Here is a 24,110-nt window from a genome sequence, read left to right as displayed (position 1 = left end):
AGCTCGCGGCCGAGCGCCGCCGACACCCGGCCCACCGTCGATTCCCGGCCGACCTCACCGACCGCCGTTCGTACCGGGCCCGTCCGGGACGGCCGTCCGGACGGCCACCGCCCGGGTGAACCGGCCGCCGGGCCCCCGCACCCGCGCCCCGCGCGACGGGCGGCGATGGTAGGCATGGGCCGCATGCAGTGGTTCGCGGCACCCGAGTACTGGCTCAGCAGACTGCTCGTGCAACGGCTGCTGGCCGCCGTCTACCTGACCGGCTTCCTCGCCGCCGCCCTCCAGTTCCGCGCCCTGATCGGCGCCGGCGGCATGCTGCCCGTGCCCCGCTTCACCGCCCGGGTCCCGTTCCGGCAGTCGCCCGGTCTCTTCCACCTCCACTACAGCGACCGCTTCTTCGCCGCCGTCGCCTGGACCGGCGCCGCGCTCTCCGCCGCCCTCGCCGGCGGACTCGGCGACGCCGTCCCGCTCTGGGCGTCGATCCTCTGTTGGGCGGCGCTCTGGGTCCTCTACCTCTCGATCGTCAACGTCGGACAGACCTGGTACTCCTTCGGATGGGAGTCACTGCTGCTGGAGGCGGGCTTCCTGGCCGCCTTCCTGGGCAACGCCGACACCGCCCCGCCCGCGCCGGTTCTCTGGCTGATGCGCTGGCTGGTCTTCCGGGTCGAGTTCGGCGCGGGCCTGATCAAACTCCGCGGCGACAGCTGCTGGCGGGACCTGACCTGCCTGCGCTACCACCACGAGACGCAGCCCATGCCCGGTCCGCTCAGCTGGTTCTTCCACCGCCTGCCCGACCCGCTGCACCGCGTCGAGGTGGCCGCCAACCACGTCACCCAGCTCGCCGTCCCGGTCTGCCTGCTCCTCCCGCAGCCCGTCGCCACCTTCGCCGCCTGCGTCGTGATCGCCACCCAGCTCTGGCTGATCGCCTCCGGCAACTTCGCCTGGCTCAACTGGCTCACCATTGCCCTCGCCCTCGCCGCCGTCGACCCCGCCCGCCTCGGCCTCCCGGCCCACCCCCGGGCGTACGGTGCCACGCCCGCCTGGTACGAGGCACTGGTCCTGGCCCTCGCCGCCGCCGTCCTCGTCCTCAGCTACTGGCCGGTCCGGAACATGGTCTCCCGCCGCCAGGTCATGAACCGTTCCTTCAACCGCCTCCACCTGGTCAACTCCTACGGCGCCTTCGGCAGCGTCAACCGGCTCCGCCAGGAGGTCGTGGTCGAGGGCACGGACGAACCGGCCGTCACCCGGCACACCGTGTGGAAGGAGTACGGCTTCAAGGGCAAGCCCGGTGACGTGCGCCGCCTTCCGCGCCAGTACGCCCCCTACCACCTGCGGCTCGACTGGCTGATGTGGTTCGCCGGCATCTCGCCCGCGTACGCCCGGCCCTGGTTCCTGCCCTTCGTCGCCCGACTGCTGGTCAACGACCCGGACACCCTCCGCCTGCTGCGCCACAACCCCTTCCCCGACGCCCCACCGACCCACGTCCGGGCGACCCTCCACCTCTACCGGTTCACCGATTGGCGCGAACTTCGCGAAACCGGCGCGTGGTGGCACCGGACCGCGCTCTCCGAGTACCTCGCGCCGGTCGACCTCGCCGCCCTCGGTCGCAGCGGGTACCGCCCGCCGCCCGGGCACCGGCTCCGCACGGTGCCGACGGAGCGGATCCGGCGGCCGGGAACACACGGGGCGCCCACGCACCACCCGCCCGGCCGAACACCGGACCACCCGCCCGGCCCTCCCGAGTAGCGGCCAGGTGAGCGGTATGGCACGCCACACCCGACCGATGGACGGTGGGTGCGTGCAAGGCTCGAACGGGCACCCGTATTCTTGGCCTCCACAACAGGCAGCCCGACCGCGCACCCCTTGGCCCCTCCCGCCGGGGCCCCACGCGCACCCGGACCGCCGTCCCCCTCGACGCCAGCCCCGCCGCAGTCGCCCAGAACCGGACCTCACATGACAGTGCTTCACTCGCGCAACGCCGACGCAGCCGACGCCGCGGACGCCAAGGACGCCACCGACGCCAAGGACCTGGAGCAGACCCGCGGCCAGGCGGTCACCGCCGACACCGACCTCCGGGAAGAGCTCGGCCGGTACGCCGACCTCGGCGCCTTCACCCTCACCGCCGACACCCACGCCTGGTACGCGGCCGTCGACACCGTCGCCAGCCCCGAGGACGCCCGCGCGGCCTCCACCGTCCTCGCCGAGCTGCGCGGTCACGACCTCCAGCAGACCTGGGAGGACATCACCGCGCTCGCCGCCGAGGTCAAGATCGACGCACCGGACACCGTCGGCAAGACCGCCGTCCTGGTCGAGATGCTGCAGCTCGTCCACCGGACCTCGACCATCCTCACCGGTGCCGCCTACGACGCCGACCTCGGCACCCTCGTCGCCGCCACCGCCGACCGGGCCTGGCGCCGTGAGCGGGGCGTCAAGCTCTCCTGGCTGCGCGCCCGCTCGCTGCGCAAGCAGGCCGCCGCCCTCGCCGCCACCTCCGGCCGACCGCGCCCGCAGGACCTGCACGAGGCACTCGCGTCGGCGGAGGTCGAACGCCGCGCCTGGACCGCCCTCGCCCCCGCCGGCACCCTGCCCGTCCCGCCGGCCGACGGCGCACTGGTCCACCGCACCGCCCTGGCGTTCGAGGCCATCAACACCGGCCTGCGCGACCTCGCCCGGCTGCTGCCCGGCCAGGACCTCGACGCGCTGTCCTTCCCGGACCTCGTCGACCTCGTCGACCGGCTCGCCGCGGACGAGGGCACCCTCTACCGCCTCCCCACCATCCGCACCCTGCGCGCCACCCTGGAGGACGCCGGCCTCGCCGACCTCCTCTCCGAGCTGACGGCCTCCCGCGCGGACCGCCGCGCTGCCGAGGCCGCCTACACCGCTCGCCAGGCGCTGGCCGGCGGCCAGCGCGACGGCCTCGCGGGCAGCGGCGAACCGGCCCCCACGGCGGAGGCCGAGGCGGCCGACGTCGAGACCGCCGGTGAGGCCGACGTCGTCGAGACCGAGGCCCCGACGGCTGCCGGGACCGATCTCGCGGACACCGAGACCGACGGCGTCGCGGACACCGCCGCGGACATCGCCGCCGAGGCCGGCGTCGATGAGTCGCCGGTCGAGGTCGAGGCCCCGGTCTCCGAGGCCCCGGGTACCGATGAGGCGGAGGCCGAGGCGGCCGTCGAAACGGTCGTCGCGTCGACCGTCGAGGAGAAGCCGCTCGTCGTCACTCTCCCCGCTCCGTCGCCGGCTGCCGATGACCTGGTCGGCGCCGCACCGGTGGAGCCTTCGGCCGCAGAGGTCGAGACGGTGACCGAGGAGACTCCCGTCGTGGAGGCCGAGGCCGAGGCCGCTGACGCCGACGAAACCCACACCGAGGACAGGACGGCCGAGGACGAGACGGAGGCCGAGCCCGTCGCCGAGCCGGTCGAGGAGGTCGTGACCGAGGTCGAGGCTCCGGCCGACGCGGTGGTCGAGGAGACTGCGCCCGCCGTGGTCGAGGCCGAGGTTGTGGCCGAGGAGACTCCGGTCGTCGAGGCTCCGGTGGAGGTCGTGGCCGAGGAGACTCCGGCCGTTGAGGTCGTGGCCGAGCTTGTGGCCGAGCTTGTGGTCGAGGCTCCGGTCGAGGCCGAGAAGGTCGAGGCCGAGATGGCCGAGGCTGTGGTGGTGGAGACCACGTCTGTCGAGGTCGTCGACGAGGCTTCCGCCGAGCCCGTGGTCGAGGAGACTGCGCCCGCCGTGGGCGAGGCTGAGGTTGTGGCCGAGGAGGTCCCGGTCGTCGAGGTCGTGGCCGAGCCTGTCGTCGAGACTCCGGTCGTGGCCGAGAAGGCTGCTGCCGTCGAGGTCGCGGTGGTCGAGGAGACTGCAGCGGTCGAGGCTCCGGTGGTCGAGGCGCCGGTCGAGGCCGAGATGGCCGAGGCTGTGGTGGTGGAGACCGCGTCTGTCGAGGTCGTCGACGAGGCTCCCGCCGAGCCCGTGGCCGACGAGGCCGCGCCCGCCGTGGCCGAGGAGGTCCCGGTCGTCGAGGCGCCGGTCGAGGACGTTGCTCCGGAGCCGGTCGTCGAGCCGGTCGTGGTGGCGGATGTCGTCGTCGACGCCGAGCCCGAGACGCCCGTCGTCGTGGAGCCCGCCGCCGTTCCGGCCGCTCGGGCTGCGAAGCCGGCGTTCACGCCGGGTCGCCCGGTGACGGCCTACTCCGCCGAGGAACTGCTCGCGATCGTGCGCTGGATCGACGGCGACGGGGTCGGGCGGAGCGACGAGGAACTGCTCCGGGCCGCGATGAAGGAGCTGGGCTTCGCCCGTCTCGGCCCGCGCATCAAGGACGCGCTGGGCACCGCCGTGACGGCGGCGCGCGCCTGACGACGGAAGCGCCAGGGCCCGGTGGAAGCGGTACGCACCGCTTCCACCGGGCCCTTCCGTCGTCCGTGCCGCCGCCGTCCCGCTTCTCCGCGGGACGGCGGCCGGAGGAGCGTCAGCCGGCCTTGTTCCAGGGCTGGCTCGCCATCAGCGCCTTGACGTTGGCGACGTAGCCCGGGTTGGGAATGACCAGGCTGCCCGTGGTCGCGCCGGTGGCCGGGTCGGTGACGGTGTTGTAGTGGACGTTGCCGGCGCCCGCGTTGTAGGCGGCGATGACCAGGTCCAGCAGCGGGGCCTTGCCGGTGGCCGCGTCGGGGGAGAGGTCGTACTTCCCGCCGAACGAGGAGTCGCCGTAGTAGGCGATCAGCCAGTCCAGCAGCTGGGTGCCGAGTTGCACGTTCCCGTTCAGTGTCTTCGGGTCCGAGGCGGTGCCGAACTTGCTGTTCATCCAGCTCACGGTGGCGGGCATGATCTGCATGGTGCCGATGCCGCCGTCGCAGGCGAGGATGCCGGACTGCCAACCGCTCTCCTGCCAGGCGATCGCCTTCACCAGGTTGACCGGGAGCGGCGGGAGCTTGTCGGTGCCGCCGTTGCTGAGGAACAGCGTCCGGGACGTGCCGGCGGCGGTGGTGAGTGCGGCGGCGACGGCTTCCTTGGGGTCGTCGGGCTGGGGCTTGGTCGGTGTGCAGCTGCTCTGCAGCGGCGGGACGTGCGGGGTCGCGGGCGCGGGCGGCGGCGGGGGCGCGACGGGACCCGGCTTCGCGGTGGGTGCCGGGGCGGCTGCGACGGCGGCGCCGGCCGGCGGCGCGACGGGCGCGGCGACGGGCGGTGCCTGCGGCGCGGGTGTGGTCTCGGCGGGCTTGGCGCTGCCGGGCTTGGCAGCGTTCGCCGCCGGGCCGGTGCTCGGCGACCGTGTGGCGGTCGGGCTCGGCTTCGCGGACTTGGACGCCGTGCCGTGCGGCGACGGGCCGGTGCTCGCGCTCGGCGTCGTCGGAGTGGACGCGGTCGCGGACGGCGAGGTGCTCGGCGAGACGCTCGGCGTGGGGGTCGGTGTCGCGGACGGCGAGGCGTCCGTGGTGGCCGCGGCCGGTGTCGCGGACGTCCCCGTGGCCCGTTCGTCGGCCTGCTTGGTGCCGCATCCCGTCAGGAGCGCGGTGGACACGGCTGCCGCCGAGACAGCCACCAGCGCTCGCCGTGACGCGTTTCCGCGCACGGCACCCACCCGTACCGCACTCGCCCGTACTGCACTCACGTGCTTCCGTCCCCCCCGTACATCACCGGCCGATCCGGTGAGAAGCCGACATCGTACGACGACCCGATCGTCCGACTGTCAGGTGGGGAGGCGGCGTTCGAGCCCTGCCACCGCGCCCGGCTACTGCGGCAGCGCCCGCGCGAGTCCGGCGGTGAGCACCTCCGGCGCCTCCACCAGGGACGGTCCGTACCAGGTGAGGTGGCGACCGCTCACCAGGGCGACCGGAAGGCCGGGGAACGCCTCCGGGCCGTCGTCGGCGGTGAAGCGGTAGGGCTCGTCGGGAAGGACCACCAACTCCGGCCCGGCGGCCAGCAGGTCGGGCAGCGGGACGGCGGGGTAGCGGTCCGGACCGTCGGCGTGCAGGAGCCGGACGCCGAGCCGGCCGAGCAGGTCACCGGCGAACGTGTCGCGGCCGAGCACCATCCAGGGGCGGCGCCAGATCGGCACGACGGCCGGGCGGGGCGGACCGGGCAGGGGCCGGACCGCCGCCCACGCGGACTCGGCGGCGTCCAGCCACCCCGGGCGCGGCAGGCCGCAGCCGACCGTCAGCAGCCGGTGCAGCGAGTGGATCGCCTGGTCGAGCGTGCGGATGTCGGTGACCCAGACGGGCAGACCGGCCGCGCGCAGCGCGTCCAGGTCGGGCCGCCGGTTCTCCTCGTCGTTGGCGACCACCAGGTCGGGAGCGAGTGCCACGATCCGGGCCACGTCGGGGTTCTTGGTGCCGCCGATCCGGGTGACGGCCAGGTCGGCCGGGTGGCTGCACCAGTCGGTGGCACCGACCAGCAGACCGGGGTCGGTGGCGGCGAGCGCCTCGGTGAGCGAGGGGACCAGCGACACCACCCGCCGGACGGGTGCGGGACCGAGCGGAACGGTCAGACCCAGATCGTCGACCGGCACCGTACCCGCGGGCGCCGCTCCGGCCGACGCCGCGTCAGCGGGTCCCGTGCCCGCCGCTGTGGAGGGGGCGCCCGCTGAGGTCCACGGGGCGGAAGGGGAGGTCATCGCGCCACCCTAGACGTATCCGGAGCCGCCCGTCCGGGCAAACTCGTGGGAACCGCTCGGGCACCACGGCCGACTACCTGGTCCGGGTTCGTAGGACGGGCCCGAGCACGACCATTGACCAGGAGAGTTCTGATGCGCCCTCGCGTGTTCTGCGGTATCGCGGCCGCCGTCGCCCTGTTCGCCACCGCCTGTTCGAGCGACGGCGGAGGAAGCAGCGACGGTTCGAACGGCGGCGGTAGCGCACAGGCGACCGCCGCCGGCGCGTTCCCGGTCAAGGTGGCCGACTGCGCGGGCAAGGAGACCACGGTCAAGCAGGCTCCGAAGAAGATCGTCACCACCGACGCGGCCGGTCTGGAGATGCTGCTCCAGCTCGGTGCCGGCGACCGCGTGATCGGCACCGGCTTCCCGCCCGGCAAGGGAAGCCTGCCGGCCGCCGTCGCCGAGCAGGGGGCCAAGGTGCCGGTGCTCGGCGACGCCCTGATCCCCAAGGAGAAGCTGCTCGGCTCCGGTGCCGACCTCTACGTCGACACCTTCGGGCCGATGCCGATGATGGGCGCGGCCGGTGCCGGACCGACCGAGGAGGAGCTGAAGGCGGTCGGCATCCAGCACGTCCTGCTGCTCTCCACCGCGTGCGCCGGCACCCCGAAGGCGGCCAAGGGGCCCCGGACCGACCTCTCCGAGATCGAGAACGACATCCGCCGGCTCGGCGCGGTCACCGGGACCGCCGCCCGCGCCGAGGAACTGGTCGCCGCCATGGAGAAGCAGATCGGTGAGGTGCGAACCGCCACCGCCACGATTGCCGAAGCAGAGAGGCCCGGCTACTTCCTCTTCGACTTCGATGCCGGTACAAAGCAACCGATGGCTGTCTGCGGCAAGCAGGTCGCCAACGCGGTGATCACCCTGGCCGGTGCGCGCAACGTGTTCGCCGACTGCGACGCCGACTTCCGGCCCGTCTCCTGGGAGGACGTGGTGGCGAAGAACCCGGACTGGATCCAGCTCGCCGTGCGCAACCGCGGCAGCGAGGAGGCCAACCGTAAGGCCTTCGACGAGGCCGAGGCCTACCTCAAGGGCTTCCCGGCCACTCAGGGGCTGAAGGCCGTCCAGGAGGGGCACTTCCTGCGGATCGGCTCCGAGACCACCACCATCGCCGGGGTGCGCAACGCCGACACCGTCCGGCAGATCGCCGCCACAGTCCACCCGACGCTCGTCAAGAACGGGCAGTAGGCCGTGGCGTCGGCCACCGTCGCCGCCCGGCACAGCCGCAGCCGTGCGCTGCGCGCCGGGCCGCTGGCGGCCGTCCTCACCGCGGCCCTCGTCGTGGCGCTGACCGCCGCCGTCTCGCTCGGCTCGGTGGACATCCCGCCCGGCGAGGTCTGGTCGGTGGTCGGCCGCCGGCTCACCGGGCAGAGCCCGGCGCCCGGCACCCGGGACCTCATCGTCTGGCAACTGCGCGTCCCCCGCGCCCTGCTGGCGGCCATGGTCGGGGCCGGGCTCGGCCTGGTCGGCACCGCCGTACAGGCGCTGGTCCGCAACCCGCTCGCCGATCCGTACCTGCTCGGCATCTCCTCCGGTGCCTCGCTCGGCGCCGTCGCCGTGATCGTCCTCGGGACCGGTCTGGGCCTGGAGATGAGCCTCGGGGGCGTGGCCGGGCTCACCGTCTCGCTGGCCGCCTTCCTCGGCGCGCTCGCCGCGTTCTCCCTGGTCTGGCTGCTGGCCAGGCGCGGCGGCGGGTTCTCGCCGCTGCGCCTGGTGCTGGCCGGCATCGGCATCGGCCAGTTCCTCACCGGCCTCACCAGCTACCTGGTGCTGCAGACCGGGGACGAGCAGCAGACCCGGGGCGTGCTGTTCTGGCTGATGGGCAGCCTGAGCGGCGCCACCTGGGGGCAGCTCGTCGTCCCCGCCGTCGCCGTGGTCCTCGGGCTGGCCGTGCTCCAGGGCCGCGCCCGGGGGCTCAACGCCATGCTGATGGGCGACGAGACGGCGGCCGGTCTCGGCGTCGACGTGGTCCGGCTGCGCCGTGAGATCTTCGCGGTGACCAGTGTCCTCACCGGTGTCCTGGTCGCCGTCTCCGGTGCGATCGGGTTCGTCGGTCTGATGGTCCCGCACGTCTGTCGCCTCCTGCTCGGCGGCGACCACCGCCGCCTGCTGCCGCTCTCCGCACTGACCGGCGCGGTGCTGCTCGTGATCGTCGACCTGCTCGCCCGGACCGTGCTGGACGGTCAGGAGGTGCCGATCGGCGTGGTCACCGCCCTGCTCGGCGCGCCCACCCTGCTCTACCTGCTGGACCGACGACTGGAGCGGAATTGAGAATCGCGGTCGAGGACCTGAGCGTCACCCTCGCGGGGCGGACGGTGGTCTCCGGCGTTCACCTGGTCGCCAAGGAGGGTGAGATCGCCGGCCTGGTCGGTCCCAACGGCAGTGGCAAATCCAGCCTGCTGCGCACCGTCTACCGGCACCTGAAGCCGAGTGCCGGGCGCGTCCTGCTGGCGGGCCGGGAGCTGTCCGGGCTGACCCCGGCGCAGTCGGCCCGGCACATCGGGGCGCTGCCGCAGGAACGCGGCGGGGACTTCGAGCTGACCGTCCGCGAGGTGGTGGCGATGGGTCGAACCCCGTACAAGAAGGCGTTCGCCGGGGACGACGCCGAGGACCACCGGCTGGTCGACGACGCGCTGGTCCGGGTCGGGATGGCGGACGCGGATCACCGGCGGTTCGCCCAGCTCTCCGGTGGTGAGCGTCAACGCGTCTTACTGGCGCGGGCGTTGGCCCAGCAACCGGACGTCCTGGTGCTGGACGAGCCGACCAACCACCTGGACGTCCGGCATCAGGTCGAGCTGCTCGCGCTGCTGCGCGAGCAGCGCCGTACCACGCTGGTCGCGCTGCACGACCTGAACGCCGCCGCCTCGGTCTGCGACCGGTTGCACGTCCTGCACCGCGGGACCCTGGTGGCGTCCGGGACGCCGCGGGACGTGCTGACCGCCGAGCTGCTGGCCGAGGTGTTCGGGGTGCGGGCGGCGGTCGTCGAACACCCGCTCACCGGTGACCCGTTGATCGCCTTCGACCACCGTACGCCCGCGGGCGCACCCGGCCGGGGGGCCGCGGACCTCGGCAAGGCCGGCCCGGCGGACTCGGACCTCGTGGCCCCGGTCGCGCCGTTACCCCTCGCGGCAACGGCAACGGCAACGGCATCGGTGGGCGCAGGGGCGAGGTGGAAGCCGGGCCGGAAGTCGAACCGGAAGTCGGCTCTGGAGCCGAGTCTGGAGTCGAGCCTGGAGCCGGGGCCGGCGACGCTGCCGGCCCCGGCTGAGCCTCAGGAGGTCTCGTAGTGGCTCGGCCGGCCGTTGCGCTCGACCAGTCGGCCGACCTTCGCGGCCTCCTCGCTGCGCATCAACTCCCAGCCGCCGTCCTGGCGGTGGAGCACGGAGGAGTGCCACGGGGTCATCCACACGTCGGAGTGCTCCAGCAGCCGGATGCCGAACTTCAGCACGCCGGCCTTCTGCGGGTGGATGGAGAGCCGGAACGACCGGGGGTGCTGCTCGGCGATCAGGTCGCCCCAGGCGCGGCTGCGCTGGATGACGCCGTAGGCGCGGGCGCGGCAGTCGCGCTGCAGGGCGGACTTGGTGCCCTCGAAACCGAAGGTGTCCTCGGTGAGGAAGCGGGTGATGCCGCGATAGAGCTTGGCCGTCTCCTCGTCGGTCAGGATCTGCTCGCGCAGCTCCTCCTTGGTCGGCGCGTACTTCTCGTGCACCCGGGCGCGCTTCTCGTCGAAGGGCAGGTCGCCGAGGACGGCCCGCAGGTCGAAGGTGGCGAGGTGGGCGAGACCCTCGCGCTCGATCATCGCGGTCAGTGCGTCGGAGTACTCGTCGATGTGGTCGTCGGGGACGTGGATCAGGTCGCCGAAGATGTGCCCGTCCGAGCAGATCAGGATCTGCGCGCCCGGCTCGTAGAGCTTGCCGATCTGCTCGCAGAGCCCGTTGAGGAAGGTGAGCGAGAGCCGCTCGCCCTCGTCGGGCAGGTGGCTGAGCACCTTGGCGAGGTTGGGCGACTTGCACGGGAAGCCCGGCAGGGTGAACAGGATCGGGTCGCCGGCGGTGATGAAGTCCGCCAACTGCTCCAGCTGGAGCGGGAAGTCTTCGGGCGTGGTGTCGATCTCCGGGTCGGAGGCGCGGCGGTGCGGCAGCAGCAGGTCGACGATCTCGGCGGAGATGCGGGCGACGGTCTGGGCGTCCGGTGCGGTGTACCCGGATCCGGTGTCGCCGGTCCGGGTGCTGCCGGACTGGGCGTTGCTGGGCTGGGAGTTGCTGGTGACAGTGCCGGCGGACGGCATGCTGGTCCTCCACGGAACGGTGTACGGGCTTCGGGCAGGCGGAGCCACGCCCCGGCGACGGTCGCCGGGACGCTGTGGTGGATGCCGGACGGTGCTGGGGCGGACCGGTCAGGACCGCTTGTCGTAGGCGACCGGGAGCCGGTTCACCCCACGGGCCAGGACGGCGGGCACCCAGGCGAGCGAGTCGATCTCCTCGCCGTCGGCGGCCGACGGCCGGAGGCCGGGCAGACGGGTGAGCAACGTGCCGATGGCGATCTGGAGTTCGGCCCGGGCCAGGGACGCGCCGGGGCAGAAGTGGATACCGTGGCCGAAGGCCATGTGGGCGTTGGGGGAGCGGTCGAAGTCCAGGACGTCGGCGTCCGGGAACTGCTCCTCGTCACGGTTGGCGGCGTTGAGCGAGATGATCACCGAGTCGCCGGCCGGGACGGTGGTCCCGTGCAGGTCGCTGTCCTCGGCGAAGAACCGCCATGTGGTCAGCTCGAACGCGCCGTCGTAGCGGAGGAGTTCCTCGATGGCACGGGCGAGCAGCCGCGGGCCGGCGGCCTGGTCGCCGTCGTCCGCGGTGAGCGCGGTCCGCAGCCGGTCGAGCTGCTCCGGGTGGCGCAGCAGGGTGATCAGCATGGTGGTGATCTGGTTGGTGACCGGCTCCTGGCCGGCGACCAGCAGCTGGAACACCATCGAGTCGAGCTCCTCGGGGCTCAACTCGCCGGCGTCGCACGCCGTGACGAGCCGGCCGAGCAGGTCCACGCCGGGTCCGGCGGGGTCGTAGGTCGCGCGCTTGTGCGTGACCACCTCGGCGATGTAGTTCTGCAGGCCGTGCAGCCGGCCCTCGTACGCCGGTCGGCCCGGGTCCTGCGGGCCGACCGGTTGCACCACCTTGCCCCAGTCGCGGTCGAAGCGGACGGCCAGCTCCTGCGGCAGGCCGATCACCTCGGCCAGCACCCGGAACGGGTAGTGGGCCGCGAAGCCCGCCACCAGGTCGGCGCCGCCGGCCGGGGCGGTCTCCGGCAGTTCGTCGATCAGGGCGTCGGCCAGCTCCTGGATGCGCGGGCGCAGCGACTCCACGCGGCGCGGTGAGAAGGCGTCCAGGACGAGCCGGCGCATCGTGGTGTGCTTCGGCGGGTCCTGGTGGAGCAGGTGCACCTGGAGCTGCGAGTGCTGCGGCTCCGGCATGATCGAGGCGAGCCTGAGCCACTCCTCGTTGCCGAGGTCGTGGTTCTTGCCGAACCGGGGGTCGTTGAGCGCCTCGTGCGCGGCCTTGTAGCCGGTCACCAGCCAGGCGCCCACACCGCTCGGGAACTTCACCCGGTGCACGGGGCCGGCGGCGCGCATCTGCCGGTACAGCGGATAGGGGTCGCTCTTGTACTCCGGCCCGTACAGCGGGACCGGATCGGGGAGCTCGTCGTAGCCGAACGGGCAGCGCGACGCGTCGGCGGCGGGTGCCGTCGACGTCGTCTCTGCCGCGCCGGTCTGGCCGGCCGAGGCCGGGTCGTGGACGGTGTCGGTCATGCGGGTGTTTCCTCCGGTCGGGATCTGTGGTGCGCAGGAGGAGGTGCGACGGTGGTCACACTCTGCTGCGGATCGTCCGGTTGGTGCTGGTGGTGCTGTCGCCGCCGGTGGCTCCGGCGGCGCGGTGGTGCAGGGTCAGGAGGACGACGGCGAGGGCGGTGAGCAGTCCGGCGAGCAGGAGCCCGGCGTGGATCCCGGCGACCTCGGTGGTGCCGTAGAGCGTGGCGGCTGTCCCGAGCGCCGGGCCGAGCGCGAACCCGAGGCTGCGGGCGAGCTGGACGGCCGAGCCGGCGGTGGCCATCTGCTCCCGCGGGGCGGAAGTCATCACCAGGGCCTGGACGGGGCCGCCGTTGAGGCCCATGCCGATGCCGGCCACTGCCAGGCGCCAGGCGATGTCGGCCGAGGACCAGCCGGTATCCACCGGGACGAGCAGCAGCAGGCCGAAGGCGGTCACGGCGGCGCCGGTCAGCGCGGTCGGGCGGGCTCCCCAGCGGTCGGCGAGCCGTCCGCCGAACCGGCCGGCCACCACCATGCCGAGCGGGAAGGCCAGCATGGTGACTGCCGTTCCGGTCGCGCTGACGCCGTCGTCCCGGCGCAGGTACTGGGCGAGCAGGTAGTGGTTGGCGGCGAACCCGGCGGCCAGCGCCAGCACCGATCCGTTCACGGCGGCGGTGCCGGAGGCCCGCATGACGGCCGCGACCGGCTTCCCGCCGGGCCGGCGCAGCCAGAACAGCGTCAGCGGCACGGCCGGCAGCAGGAGCAGCAGCCAGAGCGGGGCCTCGGGCGCCAGGGTGAGGCCGAGCAGGACGGCGGCCACCGCCGAGCCGATCAGCGCGGCGTCGCCCAGGGTGCTGCGGTCGGGCAGTCGCAGGCGCCCGCCGAGCGGGGCGTCGCGCCGGGTGATCAGCCAGGCGGCCAGACAGATCGGCAGCTTGACGAGGAAGATCGCCCGCCAGCCGACGTGGTCCAGCAGCAGGCCGCCGATCACCGGGCCGAGGACGGCGCCGAGCGGGCCCAGGGTGGCGGGCACGCTCATCGCGCGCCCGCGCAGCTCGGGCCGTACGGCGGTGGCGGCCAGTACCGGCATCAGGACGAACAGCACCGCGCCGAACGCGCCCTGGGCCAGCCGGGCGGCTATCAGCCAGCTCGCCCACGGTGCGGCGGCGGCCAGCGCGCTGCACAGGGCGAAGCCGCCGAGGGAGAAGAGCAGCGCGGAGCGGATGCCGACCTGGTCGAGCCACCGCCCGGCGGGAAGCAGCAGGGCCACCAGGGGGAGCTGGTAGCCGAGCACGGCCCACTGGGCGGTGGTCGAGGAGACGTCGAGGGCGTCGGCGATGTCGGTGAGCGCGAGGTTCACGACGTTCATGTCGAGCATCGCGACGAACGAGATCAGCCCGGCGGCCAGGACCAGGCTCCACCGGTCCTCCGACCGCGCCGGGTCGTCACCCGCCTTGCTGGTGGCGGGCGACTGCTGCGCTGCCATGGGTCATCCTCCGTCCGTTCCCCGTGCCGTCCGGACACCACCTCGGCGGCGGTGTCCGGTACAGCAGTCGGAGGCACACGAGGGTGAGTTCCGAACAGGTGAGGGATTTTTATGACTTGGCCGGATCATGGCGATCGTGGCCGATCTTGTCCGCCCGGGGGCCTCCGGACGCGCCGGAGGGCGGCGCACGGCGGGGAGTCCCGCCGTGCGCCGCCCTCCGGAGGCGCGGTACTGGCGTCGGTGCGGTGCCGGCGGTCGGCCGACGTGGTCGGTGCCGGTGGCGTGCCGACCGCTTCAGCAGGCGGCGGCCAGCTCGGCGGGCGCTCCCGGAGGCGCGTCGCCGGTCTCGGCCGCCCGCAGACGGGCTATCAGCTCCTCCCGGGCCCGTGCCACCCGGGAGCGGACGGTGCCGACCGGGCAGCCGGCCACCTCGGCGGCCTCCGCGTAGCTCAGCCCGACCACCTGGGTGAGCACGAAGGCCTCGCGCCGCTGGGCGGGCACCCGGTCCAGGAGGTCGCCGAGCGCCACGCCGTCCTCGAAGCCGGCGGTGGGCGCGGTGCCCTGTCGCTCGGCGGCCTCCTGCCAGTCCGGCAGCGCGGCGCAGCGGGGCCGGGCGGCGGCGGTGCGGTAGCGGTCGATGACGGTCCGGCGGGCGATCGACAGCAGCCAGGTGCGGGCGGAGGACCGTCCGGCGAACCCCGGCAGGCTGCGCAGGGCCCGCAGGAAGGTCTCCTGGGCCAGGTCGTCGGCGGACTGGACGTCGGTGAGGTGGGCGACGAACCGCCAGACGTCCCGCTGGGTGGCCCGGACGAAGGCCTCGACGTCGGCGGGCCGGCCCTCCCGGGCGGCCAGGGCGAGCGCGGTCAGCTGTTCGTCATCCACGGCGGCCTCCCACCCGGGCGGTCGCACGTCGGGGCGGGTGCGGGACGATGGTCACATGAGATGCGCGCAACTCCGTACCGCTCTGTCCGCACGCCTCGACGGCGAACCCGCCGGTGTGCCGGACCGTCGGCTGGACAAGCACGTCGCGCGCTGCGCGGCGTGCCGGGACTGGCTGGAGCAGGCGGAGCGACTGCGCGGCCCACTGCTCGCGGACCGGACCGACGGACCCTCCGACGACTGGTCCGCGGGGCTCCTCGCCCGCCTCGCGGCGGAGCGCGGCGACGCGGACCGCGGAGACGCGGGCCGGGGCAGTGCTGGATCGGGCCGTCCCGGGCAGGGGGACGACGGGCGGACGCGGTAGGACGGTGGCGCCGGACGAGGCCGGTGCGCCGTCGTAGTCAGGCATGGAAGGTCCTGAGGGGAAGACAGGGGCGGTGCCGCTGCGGGCGGCACCCTCGGCGTCGGTGGGCCGGTCGTGCCACGTCGCCCCGCATGACTGCGGGGGCGGCGGCACGTGCCGGGCCCGGGCCCTGGCGGCGCGGCGGCGCCGGACGCACTCCGGAGTAGCGGTACTCGGGAGTGCGCGGTGTCCGGCGGAACGGCGCAGGGCGACCTGCCCGTCGCGCCCCGGACACCGGTGGTGTCGGGGGAGGCGGCGGGCGCGTCAGCGGGCGAGCGCGAGGACCGGCGGACCGCGTCGGACCAGGGCGTGCGAGAGCAGCACCAGCCGGGGCGGCCGGGTCCGGTGGCCGGCGGTTCTCGGTGCGGTCGGCGGCCGGAGGCCGACCGGACAGCCGAGCAGGGCCAGCAGCGGCACCAGCAGTGCGCCCGCCAGCACCGAGCCCAGCGAACCGAGCAGTTCGAACAACCGGGCCAGGGCCGTCTCACCGCGCCAGAGCAGCAGCGCACAGGCCAGCGCGGCGAGCACGTGGGCGGTGATCATGCCGGGCGTCATGCCGTGCGCGGCCATGTCGTGCGCCGCCGTCCCGTGGGCCGCCAGACCGTCCCCGGACGTCGCGGCGCCGGACAGCGCGGACGGGTCCGCGGTGGTCGCCGCGCCGTGCGCGTGGTGCTGGACGGCTGCCGTCGTGACGGCCGGTGGCACTGCCGGGTCGAGTCCGGCCATCCGGGCCAGGTCGTCCGGCGAGAGGCCGGTGGGAGAGGCTTCCGGATTGCAGAGCAGCAGCGAGGCCCAGTCGGTCCCGGCCAGCCGGCCGAGCCCGCCGCCCCCGGCGAGCGTTCCGGCCTGTTCGAACGTCAGGTGGAGCGCGGTCTGCGCGGCCACCATCCAGACGCTGATCAGGCCGAGCCCCCGCTGTCGCCCGGCCAGCAGCCAGGTGAGGCCGAGGGTCAGACCGAAGGCGCCCGCCAGTACCGGGGGGGAGATCCCGGCGCCGGCCATGGCGACGTGAGCCGCGGCGGCCAGCGCTACGCAGAGCGCAGCGAAGACCACGGCGCGCAGCGAGCGGATCCGGTCGGTCATCACGATGACACTCATCGTCGCACCCGCCTCCGTCGGCCAGTACCGCACCCTCGGGTATTGGCCGGTTCCGCCCCCGTCCCGCCACGTCCGACCACCACGGGCACCGCTGTCCCGGGCAAGCCGTTCGGGCACTACCGCCCTGTGCGGGCGGCGGGAACGGGTGGGGTGGCCGGGGGCCGTGCGGTGGCTGGTTCATGACGGTACGGACGTCCCGCTTGCGACGTCTGTGCCTGAATACCCGTTAGTCGTACCAGCAGCACGGTTTGACAGCTTCCTTTCCGGTACGTACTAGATGTGACCCCGCGATGTGACCCCGCGCACACGGGGTGTGAGGGGGCAGGAGGACAGGCATGAGCACCGCCGCCACACCCGACGCCGAGGCCGCACCCGAGGCCGCACCCGAGGCCGACGCGGGGGTGCCCGGCGCCGGCGTCCCCGCCGTGGACCTCGCCGACCCCGCGTTCTGGCGGCTGCCCGCCGCCGTCCGCGCCGCCGCCTTCGCCGAACTGCGCCGCCTCCCCGCCCCGGCCCGGTTCGGCGGACCCGGCTCCGGGCACCCCGGCCACGGTTTCCACGCCCTCGTCCGGCACGCCGACGTCGTCGAGGCCGGCCGCACCCCCGCCGTCTTCCTCAGCGGACCAGGCGTCACCACCCCCGAACCGGCGCGCTGGGTCCGGCTGCTGTTCGGGGACTCCATGGTCAACCTGGACGACCCCCGCCACGCCCAGCTGCGCCGCATCGTCTCCCGGGCCTTCACCCCGCGGCTGATCTCCAAGGTCGAGGACGACATCCGGCGGGTCGCCGCCGACCTCGTCGACCGGGTGGAGCGCGAGCGCCCCGAGGACTTCGTCACCGCGGTCGCCGCCGAGCTCCCGTTCCAGGTGATCTGCAACATGATGGGCATCCCCGAGGAGCCCCGTCGCGTGATCCTCGACCAGGTCAACCACGCGTCCGAGCACACCGGCGTCGCCCGCCCGCTGCGCGCCCGGCTCCGGATGCCCGGCCGCGGCCTGCTGGCACTGGCCCGGATGCAGGGCATGGTCGCCGACCTCGGCCGCGAGCGCCGCCGCCGCCCCGCCGACGACCTCGTCACCGCCCTCGTCACCGCCGACGTCGACGGCCGCCGCCTGACCGGCCGTGAGCTCGGGGCCTTCTTCTCCCTGCTGCTCGTCGCCGGCGTCGAGACGACGCGCAACGCGCTCGCCCACGGCCTCCACCTGCTCACCGCCCACCCGGAACAACGGGCCCTGCTCGTCGGCGACCTCGACCGGCACCTCGGCGGGGCGGTCGACGAGATCGTCCGCCACGCCACCCCGATCATCCAGTTCCGCCGGACCCTGGCCGTCGACCACCGGCTCGGCGGCCCCGACGGCCCGTTGCTGAGGGCCGGGGACAAGGCGGTGCTCTACTTCGGCTCCGCCAACCGCGACGAGACGGTCTTCGCAGACCCGGACGCCTTCGACATCACCCGCAGCCCCAACCCCCACCTCGGGTTCGGCGGCGGCGGACCGCACTACTGCCTCGGCGCGCACCTCGCCCGGCAGGAGATGAAGGTGCTCTACCGGGAGCTGTTCACCCGCCTGCCCGGGATCCGCTCGGTCGGCGAGCCGGAGCTGGTCCCGTCCAGCTTCGACCACCGGGTCCGGTCGCTGCGGTTCACCTTCTGAGTGCCCTCCGGGCGCGCTCGGAGGGCGCTCCGGACGGCCCCCGAGCGTCTCCCGAGCGTCCTCTGAGCGCCGGCCGCGCCGGCCACGGCGCGCGGGTCAGCCGCCGGTCGGGATGCCCCGGTCGGTCTTGACCTGCTTCATCGTCAGGTGGGAGTTGACCTGGGCGATCCCCGGCAGCCCGGAGAGCACGTCGGTGATGAACCGCTCGTACGCGGCGATGTCCGCCACCGCGATCCGCAACAGGTAGTCCGGCTCCCCGAACAGCCGGTGCGCTTCCACCACCTCCGGCAGCTCGGCCACCCGCCGTTCGAACTCCGCCACCGTGACCTGGTCCTCGTGCCGCATGGTGATCGTCACGAAGGGCTGGAAGCCGCGGCCGACCGCCGCGCCGTCCAGCAGGGCCCGGTAGCCGCGGATCACGCCGTCCTGTTCCAGCTGCCGGACCCGGCGCAGGCAGGGCGAGGGGGTGAGGTCGACCCGGGCGGCCAGTTCGGCGTTGCTGAGACGGCCGTCCTGCTGGAGCTCGTGGAGGATTCTGCGGTCAATTCGGTCCATGACGCAATATTCTGCCAAAAGATGGTGAAGGCGGGCACGAAGTAGCCATCGCGTGCCAGGCCGATCCGGCTACCGTCAGTGACCGCAACCCGCCCGGCCGAGCACGACAGGTCACCGCCATGGACACCCACGCCCTCCTCCTCTTCCTGGGGGTCGACCTGCTACTGGTCTGTACGCCCGGCCCCGACTGGCTCTACATCGCCGCCCGCGGCCTCGGCCAGGGCCGGCGCGCCGCACTGACCGCCGTCGCCGGGGTCTGCGCCGGCTACACGGTCCACACCCTGCTCTCCAGCGCCGGACTCGCCGCGGCCCTGCGGGCCGTCCCCGCGGCCCTGCCCGTCCTCCGCGTCACCGGCGCCGTCTACCTGCTGGTCCTCGCCGTCACCATGCTGCTCGCGCTCCGCCGCGGACGGGGCGGCACCGCCCTCGCCGCACCCCGGCCGCAGCCCACGGCCACGGTGCTGCGCCAGTCCGCTCTCACCGCGCTGCTCAACCCCAAGGGCCTGCTGCTCTACCTCTCCCTGGTGCCGCAGTTCGTCGACCCCGCCGCGGGGCTGCCGGTCGGCGGCCAGGTGCTCGTGCTCGGCACGCTCAACGTGCTGGCCTGCGCCGTCGTCTACGGGCTGGTCGCGCACGCCAGCGGACGGCTCGGCGGCCGCTTCGGCGCCGACCCGGCCGCCGCCCGCCGGATGACCGTCGTCTCGGCGGTCCTGCTGATGCTTGTGGCGGGTGTCACGGCGACCGCCTGAGGACGGGAGCAGAATGCGCTCATGACAGACCGTTCGACGTCCTCACCGTCCGGCCCCGGTCCCGTGCCCGTCGGGGACCTGCCCACCGCCGATGCCTGGGCCGCCCTCGGGGGGCCGGCGGACCTGCTGGAGCGGGTCGCCTTCCACGGCCCCGACGCGGTGCTGCCCTCCCGGCTCCCCGTCCTGCGCCTCGCCCGGGCCACCGTCGCCGCCTGCTCGCTGGCCGCCGCCGAACTCGCCGCGCTGCGGTCCGGCGGACCGGTACCGGAGGTCGGGATCGACCACGGCGCCGTCGCCACCGCCTTCGTCAGCGAACGCCACCTGCGGATCGACGGCCGGACCCCGGTCTCCTTCGCGCCCCTCTCCGGCTTCTGGCAGACCGCCGACGGCTGGCTCCGGACCCACGCGAACTACCCGCACCACCGCGAGCGGCTGCTCACCGCCCTCGGCCTGCCCGCCGACACCGGGCCCGAGCGGCTCGCCGCGGAGCTGCGGCAGCGGCCGGCCGCGTCGGTCCAGGAGCGCGCGTACGCGGCGGGGGCGCTCGCTGTCGCCGTCGCGCCGGTCCGGGAGACCGCGCTGCCGCTGGTCGAGTCCCGGGTCGTCGACGAGGCCGCCCCCCGGCCCCTGGGCCCCGCCCCGCTCCCCGCCGCCGGGATCCGCGTCCTCGACCTCACCCGGGTCATCGCCGGACCGGTCGCCACCCGCACCCTCGCCCTGCTCGGCGCCGACGTGCTCCGGGTCGACTCACCCCGGCTCCCCGAGGCCGAGGACGCCCACGTCGACACGGGCCTCGGCAAGCGCTCCACCCGCCTCGACCTCGCCGACCCCGCCGACCGGGCCGTCCTGGAGACCCTGCTCGCCACCGCCGACGTCGTCGTCACCGGCTACCGCCCCGGCTCCCTCGACGCCCACGGCCTGGCCCCCGAAGCGCTGCTCGCACGCCGCCCCGGGCTGGTCGTCGCACAGCTCAACGCCTGGGGCTGGACCGGACCCTGGTCCGGCCGGCGCGGCTTCGACAGCCTGGTCCAGGCAGGCGTCGGCATCGCCGGGATCGAGGCCGGCGCCGACGGCCGCCCCGGTGTGCTGCCCGCCCAGGCCCTCGACCACGGCACCGGCTACCTGATCGCGGCCGGGGTCCTGCGGGCCCTCACCGACCAGCGCACCACCCGCCCGGGCGGCCGCCGGCTGCGCTACTCCCTGGCCGGCACCGCCTCCTGGCTGCTGGAGGGCATCGCGCCCACCGCCGACCCGCGCGTCCTTCCGAACGACGAGCCGTACGACCCGGCGCGCTGGATCACCGAGACCGACTCGCCGTACGGGCGGCTGCGCCACGCCCTGTCGCCCGTCGCGTACGCGGGCGCCCCGGCGGGGTGGTCGCGCCCGCCGGGGCGTTGGGGGACGGACGCCCCCGCCTGGCACTGACCCCCCGATCCGTGAATCGGCCCCGGCCCCGGGTGGGGTCGGGGCCGGGGCGTCAGACGCCGGAGGGGATCCGGCCGGCCGTGCTCCGGACCTGGAACGCCGTCACGATCTCGACCAACCCGAGGATCACCAGCCAGCACCCGGACAGGATGGTCAGCGCGGTGATCGAACCGACCGGCCAGACCATCAGCAGCACGCCCGCCAGGGTGTTCGCGACCCCGGCGACGGCCTGCCAGCCGCGGGCGGGCATGGACGCGTCCGAGATCACGGCCGCGAGCTGGGTGATGCCCCGGAACAGCCAGCCGATGCCGATCCAGATCGCCAGCAGGAGCAACGACCGGGCCGCGCTGCGGAAGCAGAGCAGGCCCAGCAGCACGCAGATCGCCCCGCTGATGAAGGCCAGCACCCGCAGCGCCGTCGTGGCGTGCGTGCCGAACGCCGCGACCAGCTGGACGATGCCGATGACCAGCAGGTAGAGGCCGAACAGGACGCCCACCACCAGCAGCGTCTGCTCCGGCCAGACGAACACGATGATCCCGAGGCCGAGCGAGACGAGCCCGGCGACCAGCAGGACCTGCCAGGCGGCCTTGGCGAGCAGTCCGAGCGGGCCCCGGACCGGGGAGCCGTCGGGAGTGATGATCGGGGAGACCACGGTGGCGTCCTCCTGGGGGAGCGGAGCGGGTCGGCGTTCCTCACGATCTCCGCGTGTGCCGCGCACCGCCCGCCGGATGCACCCGTTCGGGGGAGCGGCCCGGCTCAGGGCGCGGCCGTTCCGCACCGCCGCCGTTTCCCCCCGCGGCTGTTTCCCCTAGGCCACCGGACGTCCATCTCCGCCTCGCCTCGCGTCGATATCGTCCGGCGATATGACTTCTGAAGGGTGGGGGACCCCTCCGGTCGAACCGATCAGCCAGCACTACATCGTCTGCGGCGGAAACGCGCTCGCCCACCGCCTCACGCTCGAACTCGTCGAACACTACGAAGTGCCCGTGGTGGTCCTCGTCCCGGACCGGACCCGCGACCACGCACCGCAGATCGAGCAGCTGGACGGGGTCGCCGCCGTCGTCGAGTACGCCGGCGTCACCGAGGAGGCGCTGCGCGCCGTCCGGGTCGAGACCGCGCGGGGCATCGCCCTGGTCGAGGGCCGCGACCAGGAGAACATCCACGCCGCGCTCTCCGCCCAGGGCAACAACCCCGACATCCGCATCGTGCTGCGGATGTTCAACCAGCGGCTCGGCGAGAACATCGAACGGCTGCTCAGGAACGGCACCGCGCTCTCCGGCTCCGCGACCGCCGCGCCCGCCTTCGCCGCCGCCGCGCTCTCCCGCCCCAACTCCGTCCAGGTCGGCGACCGCTTCCTGCACATCGCCTACGACGACGACATCGACTCCCACCGGATCTGCGTCGTCGCCGACCGGATCGACCGCCAGGACCTCGGCCGCACCCGGCTGCTCCCCGAGCAGGAGGGCGACTCGGCGTCCTTCGTGCGGCTGGCCAGGGAGTTCGGCGACGACGGGCCGATCCGCTCCGGCGCCGCCGCCCGCCGGGCCGCCGGGGCGGAGGGGGCCGCCGGGACGCCCGGGAGCGGGGACGGGGACACCGGCCGCGAGGCCGCCCGGGAACCTGCCGCCGAGGCCGCCGAGGCCGCCGAGTCTGCGGAGTCCGCAGAGGCCGTGGAGTCCGCCGAGGTCGCCGCCGACCGGGCCGCCGAAGCCGACACCGCCGCCCGCGAGGTCGCCGGGGTCGCCGGGGCCGCCGCCGAGGGTCGCGGAGGGGTCGCGGCGCTGCAGACCCTGCCGAGCGAGCCCCCGGTCCGGATCGCCTGGTGGCGCCGGCTGCGCTGGCGGCTGCTCGACACCCTCCGCTTCTTCACCAGCGCCCGGCTCCGGCTGGTGCTGATCACCGCCCTGGCCGCGGTGCTGCTCGCCTTCGGCCTGCTCTGGTACCTCAACCGCGACTTCGGCTGGTCGCTGTACGTCTCGCTGCTCGACCTGGCCGGCGCGGCTCAGCCGGACCAGCCCGCCGACGCCGCCGCCGGGACGGGCACCGGCGGCACCTGGCAGCGGATCGCCCAGGTGGTGATCACCTTCTGCGGGATCACCTTCGCACCGGTCGCCACGGCCATCATGGTCGAGGTCCTCGCCTCCGGACGGCGCGGTCAGCCCCGCAACCCCGGCGCCGGCACCCGCGACCACGTCATCGTGATCGGCCTCGGCAACGTCGGCACCCGGGTGGTCGCCCAACTGCACGGCCTCGGCGTCCCGGTGGTCGGGCTCGAACGCGACCCGCAGGCCCGCGGCATCTCCGCGGTCCGCGCGCTGGGGGTCCCGGTGGTGGTCGACGACGGTCCGCTCGCCGAGCAGCTGCGCCGGGCCCGGCTGAAGCGCAGCCGGGCCGTGGTCGCGGTCAGCGGCGACGACGCGACCAACCTGGAGGCGGCCCTGGAGGCGCGCGCCGTCCGGCCCGATGTCCGGGTCGTCGTGCGGCTCTTCGACGACAACTTTGCCCATCACGTGTACGCCACGCTGGACAACGCGGCGTCCCGCTCGACGTCCTACCTCTCGGCGCCCGCCTTCGCCGCGGCCCTGATGGGGCGTGAGGTGCTCGGCACCCTGTCGGTGTTCCGGCACGTCCTGCTGATCGCCGAACTGCGGGCCGAGGTCGGCAGCGGCCTGATCGGCCTGAACCGGCACGACCTGGAGGACCCGGGGGGTGTCCGGGTCCTCGCCGTCCGGCTGGCCCGCAGCCCGCAGGTGTACCACTGGAACTACGCGGACCGTACCCGGGGCCTGGAGCCGGGCGACCGGGTCGTGGTCGCCGCGACACGCAGCGGACTCGCCCGGCTCAACACGGTGCCGGGGAACGCGGGCGGCGGTCGGGCGACGGCCGAGCAGCAGTCGGACCGGTGACCGGCGACCGCTGACCGGTCGGCCGCCGGGCAGCGGCCGGCGGCCGACGGCGCCCGTGAACCGCCGGCCGCCGTACGCCGGTTGTCAGCGGTCGTCAGTTGTCAGCGGTGGGTGAACGACGCCGGCCGCTTCTCGGCGAACGCCGCCATGCCCTCCTTCTGGTCGGCGGTCGCGAAGACGGCGTGGAAGAGCCGCCGCTCGAAGCGGACGCCCTCGGCGAGGGTGGTCTCGAAGGCGCGGTTGACCGCCTCCTTCAGCATGATGCTCGCCGGCGCGGACATCTCCGCGACCTTCCCGGCCGTCGCCAGCGCCTCGGCCAGCAGCTGGTCGGCCGGGACGATCCGGGAGACCAGGCCGGCCCGCTCGGCCTCCTCGGCGCCCATCATCCGGCCGGTCAGGCACAGCTCCATCGCCTTCGCCTTGCCGACCGCCCGGGTGAGCCGCTGCGAACCGCCGATCCCGGGGATCACCCCCAGCTTGATCTCCGGCTGGCCGAACTTCGCGGTGTCCGCCGCGAGCAGGATGT

Annotated in this window: 19 protein-coding genes and 1 pseudogene; 10 read left to right on the top strand and 10 right to left on the bottom strand. The window is 74.3% G+C overall.

Going from position 1 to position 24,110, the window contains the following annotated elements; translation table 11 throughout:
* Window positions 1-183: 183 nt before the first annotated feature.
* Window positions 184-1,746 (top strand): lipase maturation factor family protein, encoded by a 1,563-nt coding sequence (locus tag PUR56_RS27245; RefSeq protein ID WP_329950967.1) that lies wholly within the window; start codon window positions 184-186, stop codon window positions 1,744-1,746.
* 207 nt (window positions 1,747-1,953) lie between these two features.
* Complete coding sequence (locus PUR56_RS27240; RefSeq protein ID WP_329950854.1) at window positions 1,954-4,350, top strand: hypothetical protein; 2,397 nt, start codon at window positions 1,954-1,956, stop codon at window positions 4,348-4,350.
* 112 nt (window positions 4,351-4,462) lie between these two features.
* Here PUR56_RS27240 and PUR56_RS27235 read toward each other — a convergent pair whose 3' ends face one another.
* Window positions 4,463-5,509, bottom strand: a complete 1,047-nt coding sequence (locus tag PUR56_RS27235; protein WP_329950853.1) for a transglycosylase SLT domain-containing protein — start codon at window positions 5,507-5,509, stop codon at window positions 4,463-4,465.
* A 210-nt stretch (window positions 5,510-5,719) separates the two neighbouring features.
* Window positions 5,720-6,496, bottom strand: coding sequence for a helical backbone metal receptor (locus tag PUR56_RS27230; protein WP_329950852.1), 777 nt, complete (start codon window positions 6,494-6,496; stop codon window positions 5,720-5,722).
* A gap of 237 nt (window positions 6,497-6,733) precedes the next feature.
* On the opposite strand from PUR56_RS27230, the gene PUR56_RS27225 reads away from it, so the two are divergent.
* The 3 genes and pseudogenes from PUR56_RS27225 to PUR56_RS27215 form a co-directional block, all read left to right on the top strand.
* Complete coding sequence (locus PUR56_RS27225) at window positions 6,734-7,825, top strand: ABC transporter substrate-binding protein (protein WP_329950851.1); 1,092 nt, start codon at window positions 6,734-6,736, stop codon at window positions 7,823-7,825.
* Between the two features lie 3 nt (window positions 7,826-7,828).
* Entirely contained in the window at window positions 7,829-8,908 is a 1,080-nt protein-coding gene (locus PUR56_RS27220) for a FecCD family ABC transporter permease (protein ID WP_329950850.1), read from the top strand.
* Window positions 8,905-9,696 (top strand): annotated as a pseudogene (locus tag PUR56_RS27215) (ABC transporter ATP-binding protein); the annotation flags it as partial. The gene PUR56_RS27220 and the pseudogene PUR56_RS27215, both read left to right, overlap by 4 nt.
* Before the next feature lie 212 nt (window positions 9,697-9,908).
* On the opposite strand, the gene PUR56_RS27210 reads toward PUR56_RS27215, so the two are convergent.
* From PUR56_RS27210 to PUR56_RS27195, 4 genes are all read right to left on the bottom strand, one after another.
* Window positions 9,909-10,925: an isocyanide synthase family protein gene (locus tag PUR56_RS27210; protein ID WP_329950849.1), complete on the bottom strand. Its 1,017-nt coding sequence runs from the start codon at window positions 10,923-10,925 to the stop codon at window positions 9,909-9,911.
* 108 nt (window positions 10,926-11,033) lie between these two features.
* Window positions 11,034-12,434, bottom strand: a complete 1,401-nt coding sequence (locus PUR56_RS27205; RefSeq protein ID WP_329879071.1) for a cytochrome P450 family protein — start codon at window positions 12,432-12,434, stop codon at window positions 11,034-11,036.
* Between the two features lie 55 nt (window positions 12,435-12,489).
* Complete coding sequence (locus PUR56_RS27200; protein WP_329950848.1) at window positions 12,490-13,917, bottom strand: MFS transporter; 1,428 nt, start codon at window positions 13,915-13,917, stop codon at window positions 12,490-12,492.
* 294 nt (window positions 13,918-14,211) lie between these two features.
* Window positions 14,212-14,799 carry a sigma-70 family RNA polymerase sigma factor gene (locus tag PUR56_RS27195; RefSeq protein ID WP_329879073.1) on the bottom strand — a complete coding sequence of 196 codons (588 nt, stop codon included), beginning with the start codon at window positions 14,797-14,799 and terminating at the stop codon, window positions 14,212-14,214.
* 55 nt (window positions 14,800-14,854) lie between these two features.
* On the opposite strand from PUR56_RS27195, the gene PUR56_RS27190 reads away from it, so the two are divergent.
* Window positions 14,855-15,160 carry a zf-HC2 domain-containing protein gene (locus tag PUR56_RS27190; RefSeq protein ID WP_329879074.1) on the top strand — a complete coding sequence of 102 codons (306 nt, stop codon included), beginning with the start codon at window positions 14,855-14,857 and terminating at the stop codon, window positions 15,158-15,160.
* A 303-nt stretch (window positions 15,161-15,463) separates the two neighbouring features.
* On the opposite strand, the gene PUR56_RS27185 is transcribed toward PUR56_RS27190, so the two are convergent.
* Window positions 15,464-16,297: a hypothetical protein gene (locus PUR56_RS27185; RefSeq protein ID WP_329950847.1), complete on the bottom strand. Its 834-nt coding sequence runs from the start codon at window positions 16,295-16,297 to the stop codon at window positions 15,464-15,466.
* Window positions 16,298-16,632: 335 nt separating this feature from the next.
* On the opposite strand from PUR56_RS27185, the gene PUR56_RS27180 reads away from it, so the two are divergent.
* Window positions 16,633-17,949: a cytochrome P450 gene (locus tag PUR56_RS27180; protein WP_329950846.1), complete on the top strand. Its 1,317-nt coding sequence runs from the start codon at window positions 16,633-16,635 to the stop codon at window positions 17,947-17,949.
* 96 nt (window positions 17,950-18,045) lie between these two features.
* On the opposite strand, the gene PUR56_RS27175 is transcribed toward PUR56_RS27180, so the two are convergent.
* On the bottom strand, window positions 18,046-18,504 hold the full coding sequence (locus tag PUR56_RS27175; protein ID WP_329879077.1) for an Lrp/AsnC family transcriptional regulator: 459 nt from the start codon (window positions 18,502-18,504) through the stop codon (window positions 18,046-18,048).
* Between the two features lie 119 nt (window positions 18,505-18,623).
* On the opposite strand from PUR56_RS27175, the gene PUR56_RS27170 reads away from it, so the two are divergent.
* Both PUR56_RS27170 and PUR56_RS27165 read left to right on the top strand, forming a co-directional pair.
* Window positions 18,624-19,253 carry a LysE family translocator gene (locus PUR56_RS27170; RefSeq protein ID WP_329950845.1) on the top strand — a complete coding sequence of 210 codons (630 nt, stop codon included), beginning with the start codon at window positions 18,624-18,626 and terminating at the stop codon, window positions 19,251-19,253.
* A 21-nt stretch (window positions 19,254-19,274) separates the two neighbouring features.
* Window positions 19,275-20,678: a CoA transferase gene (locus PUR56_RS27165; RefSeq protein WP_329950844.1), complete on the top strand. Its 1,404-nt coding sequence runs from the start codon at window positions 19,275-19,277 to the stop codon at window positions 20,676-20,678.
* A gap of 52 nt (window positions 20,679-20,730) precedes the next feature.
* Here the strand turns inward: PUR56_RS27165 and PUR56_RS27160 are convergent, their stop codons facing one another.
* On the bottom strand, window positions 20,731-21,330 hold the full coding sequence (locus PUR56_RS27160) for an HdeD family acid-resistance protein (RefSeq protein ID WP_329950843.1): 600 nt from the start codon (window positions 21,328-21,330) through the stop codon (window positions 20,731-20,733).
* 211 nt (window positions 21,331-21,541) lie between these two features.
* Here PUR56_RS27160 and PUR56_RS27155 point away from each other — a divergent pair, with 211 nt between their 5' ends.
* Window positions 21,542-23,584, top strand: coding sequence for an NAD-binding protein (locus PUR56_RS27155; protein WP_329950842.1), 2,043 nt, complete (start codon window positions 21,542-21,544; stop codon window positions 23,582-23,584).
* A 101-nt stretch (window positions 23,585-23,685) separates the two neighbouring features.
* Here PUR56_RS27155 and PUR56_RS27150 read toward each other — a convergent pair.
* Window positions 23,686-24,110, bottom strand: a 425-nt coding sequence (locus PUR56_RS27150) for an enoyl-CoA hydratase-related protein (RefSeq protein WP_329950841.1), incomplete at its 5' end; no start/stop codon positions are given.

Source organism: Streptomyces sp. BE303 (assembly GCF_036290945.1).
Classification (GTDB): Bacteria; Actinomycetota; Actinomycetes; order Streptomycetales; family Streptomycetaceae; genus Kitasatospora.
The sequence above is the reverse complement of the archived record's forward strand: the minus strand, read 5'-3'. Positions and strand labels throughout refer to the sequence as shown.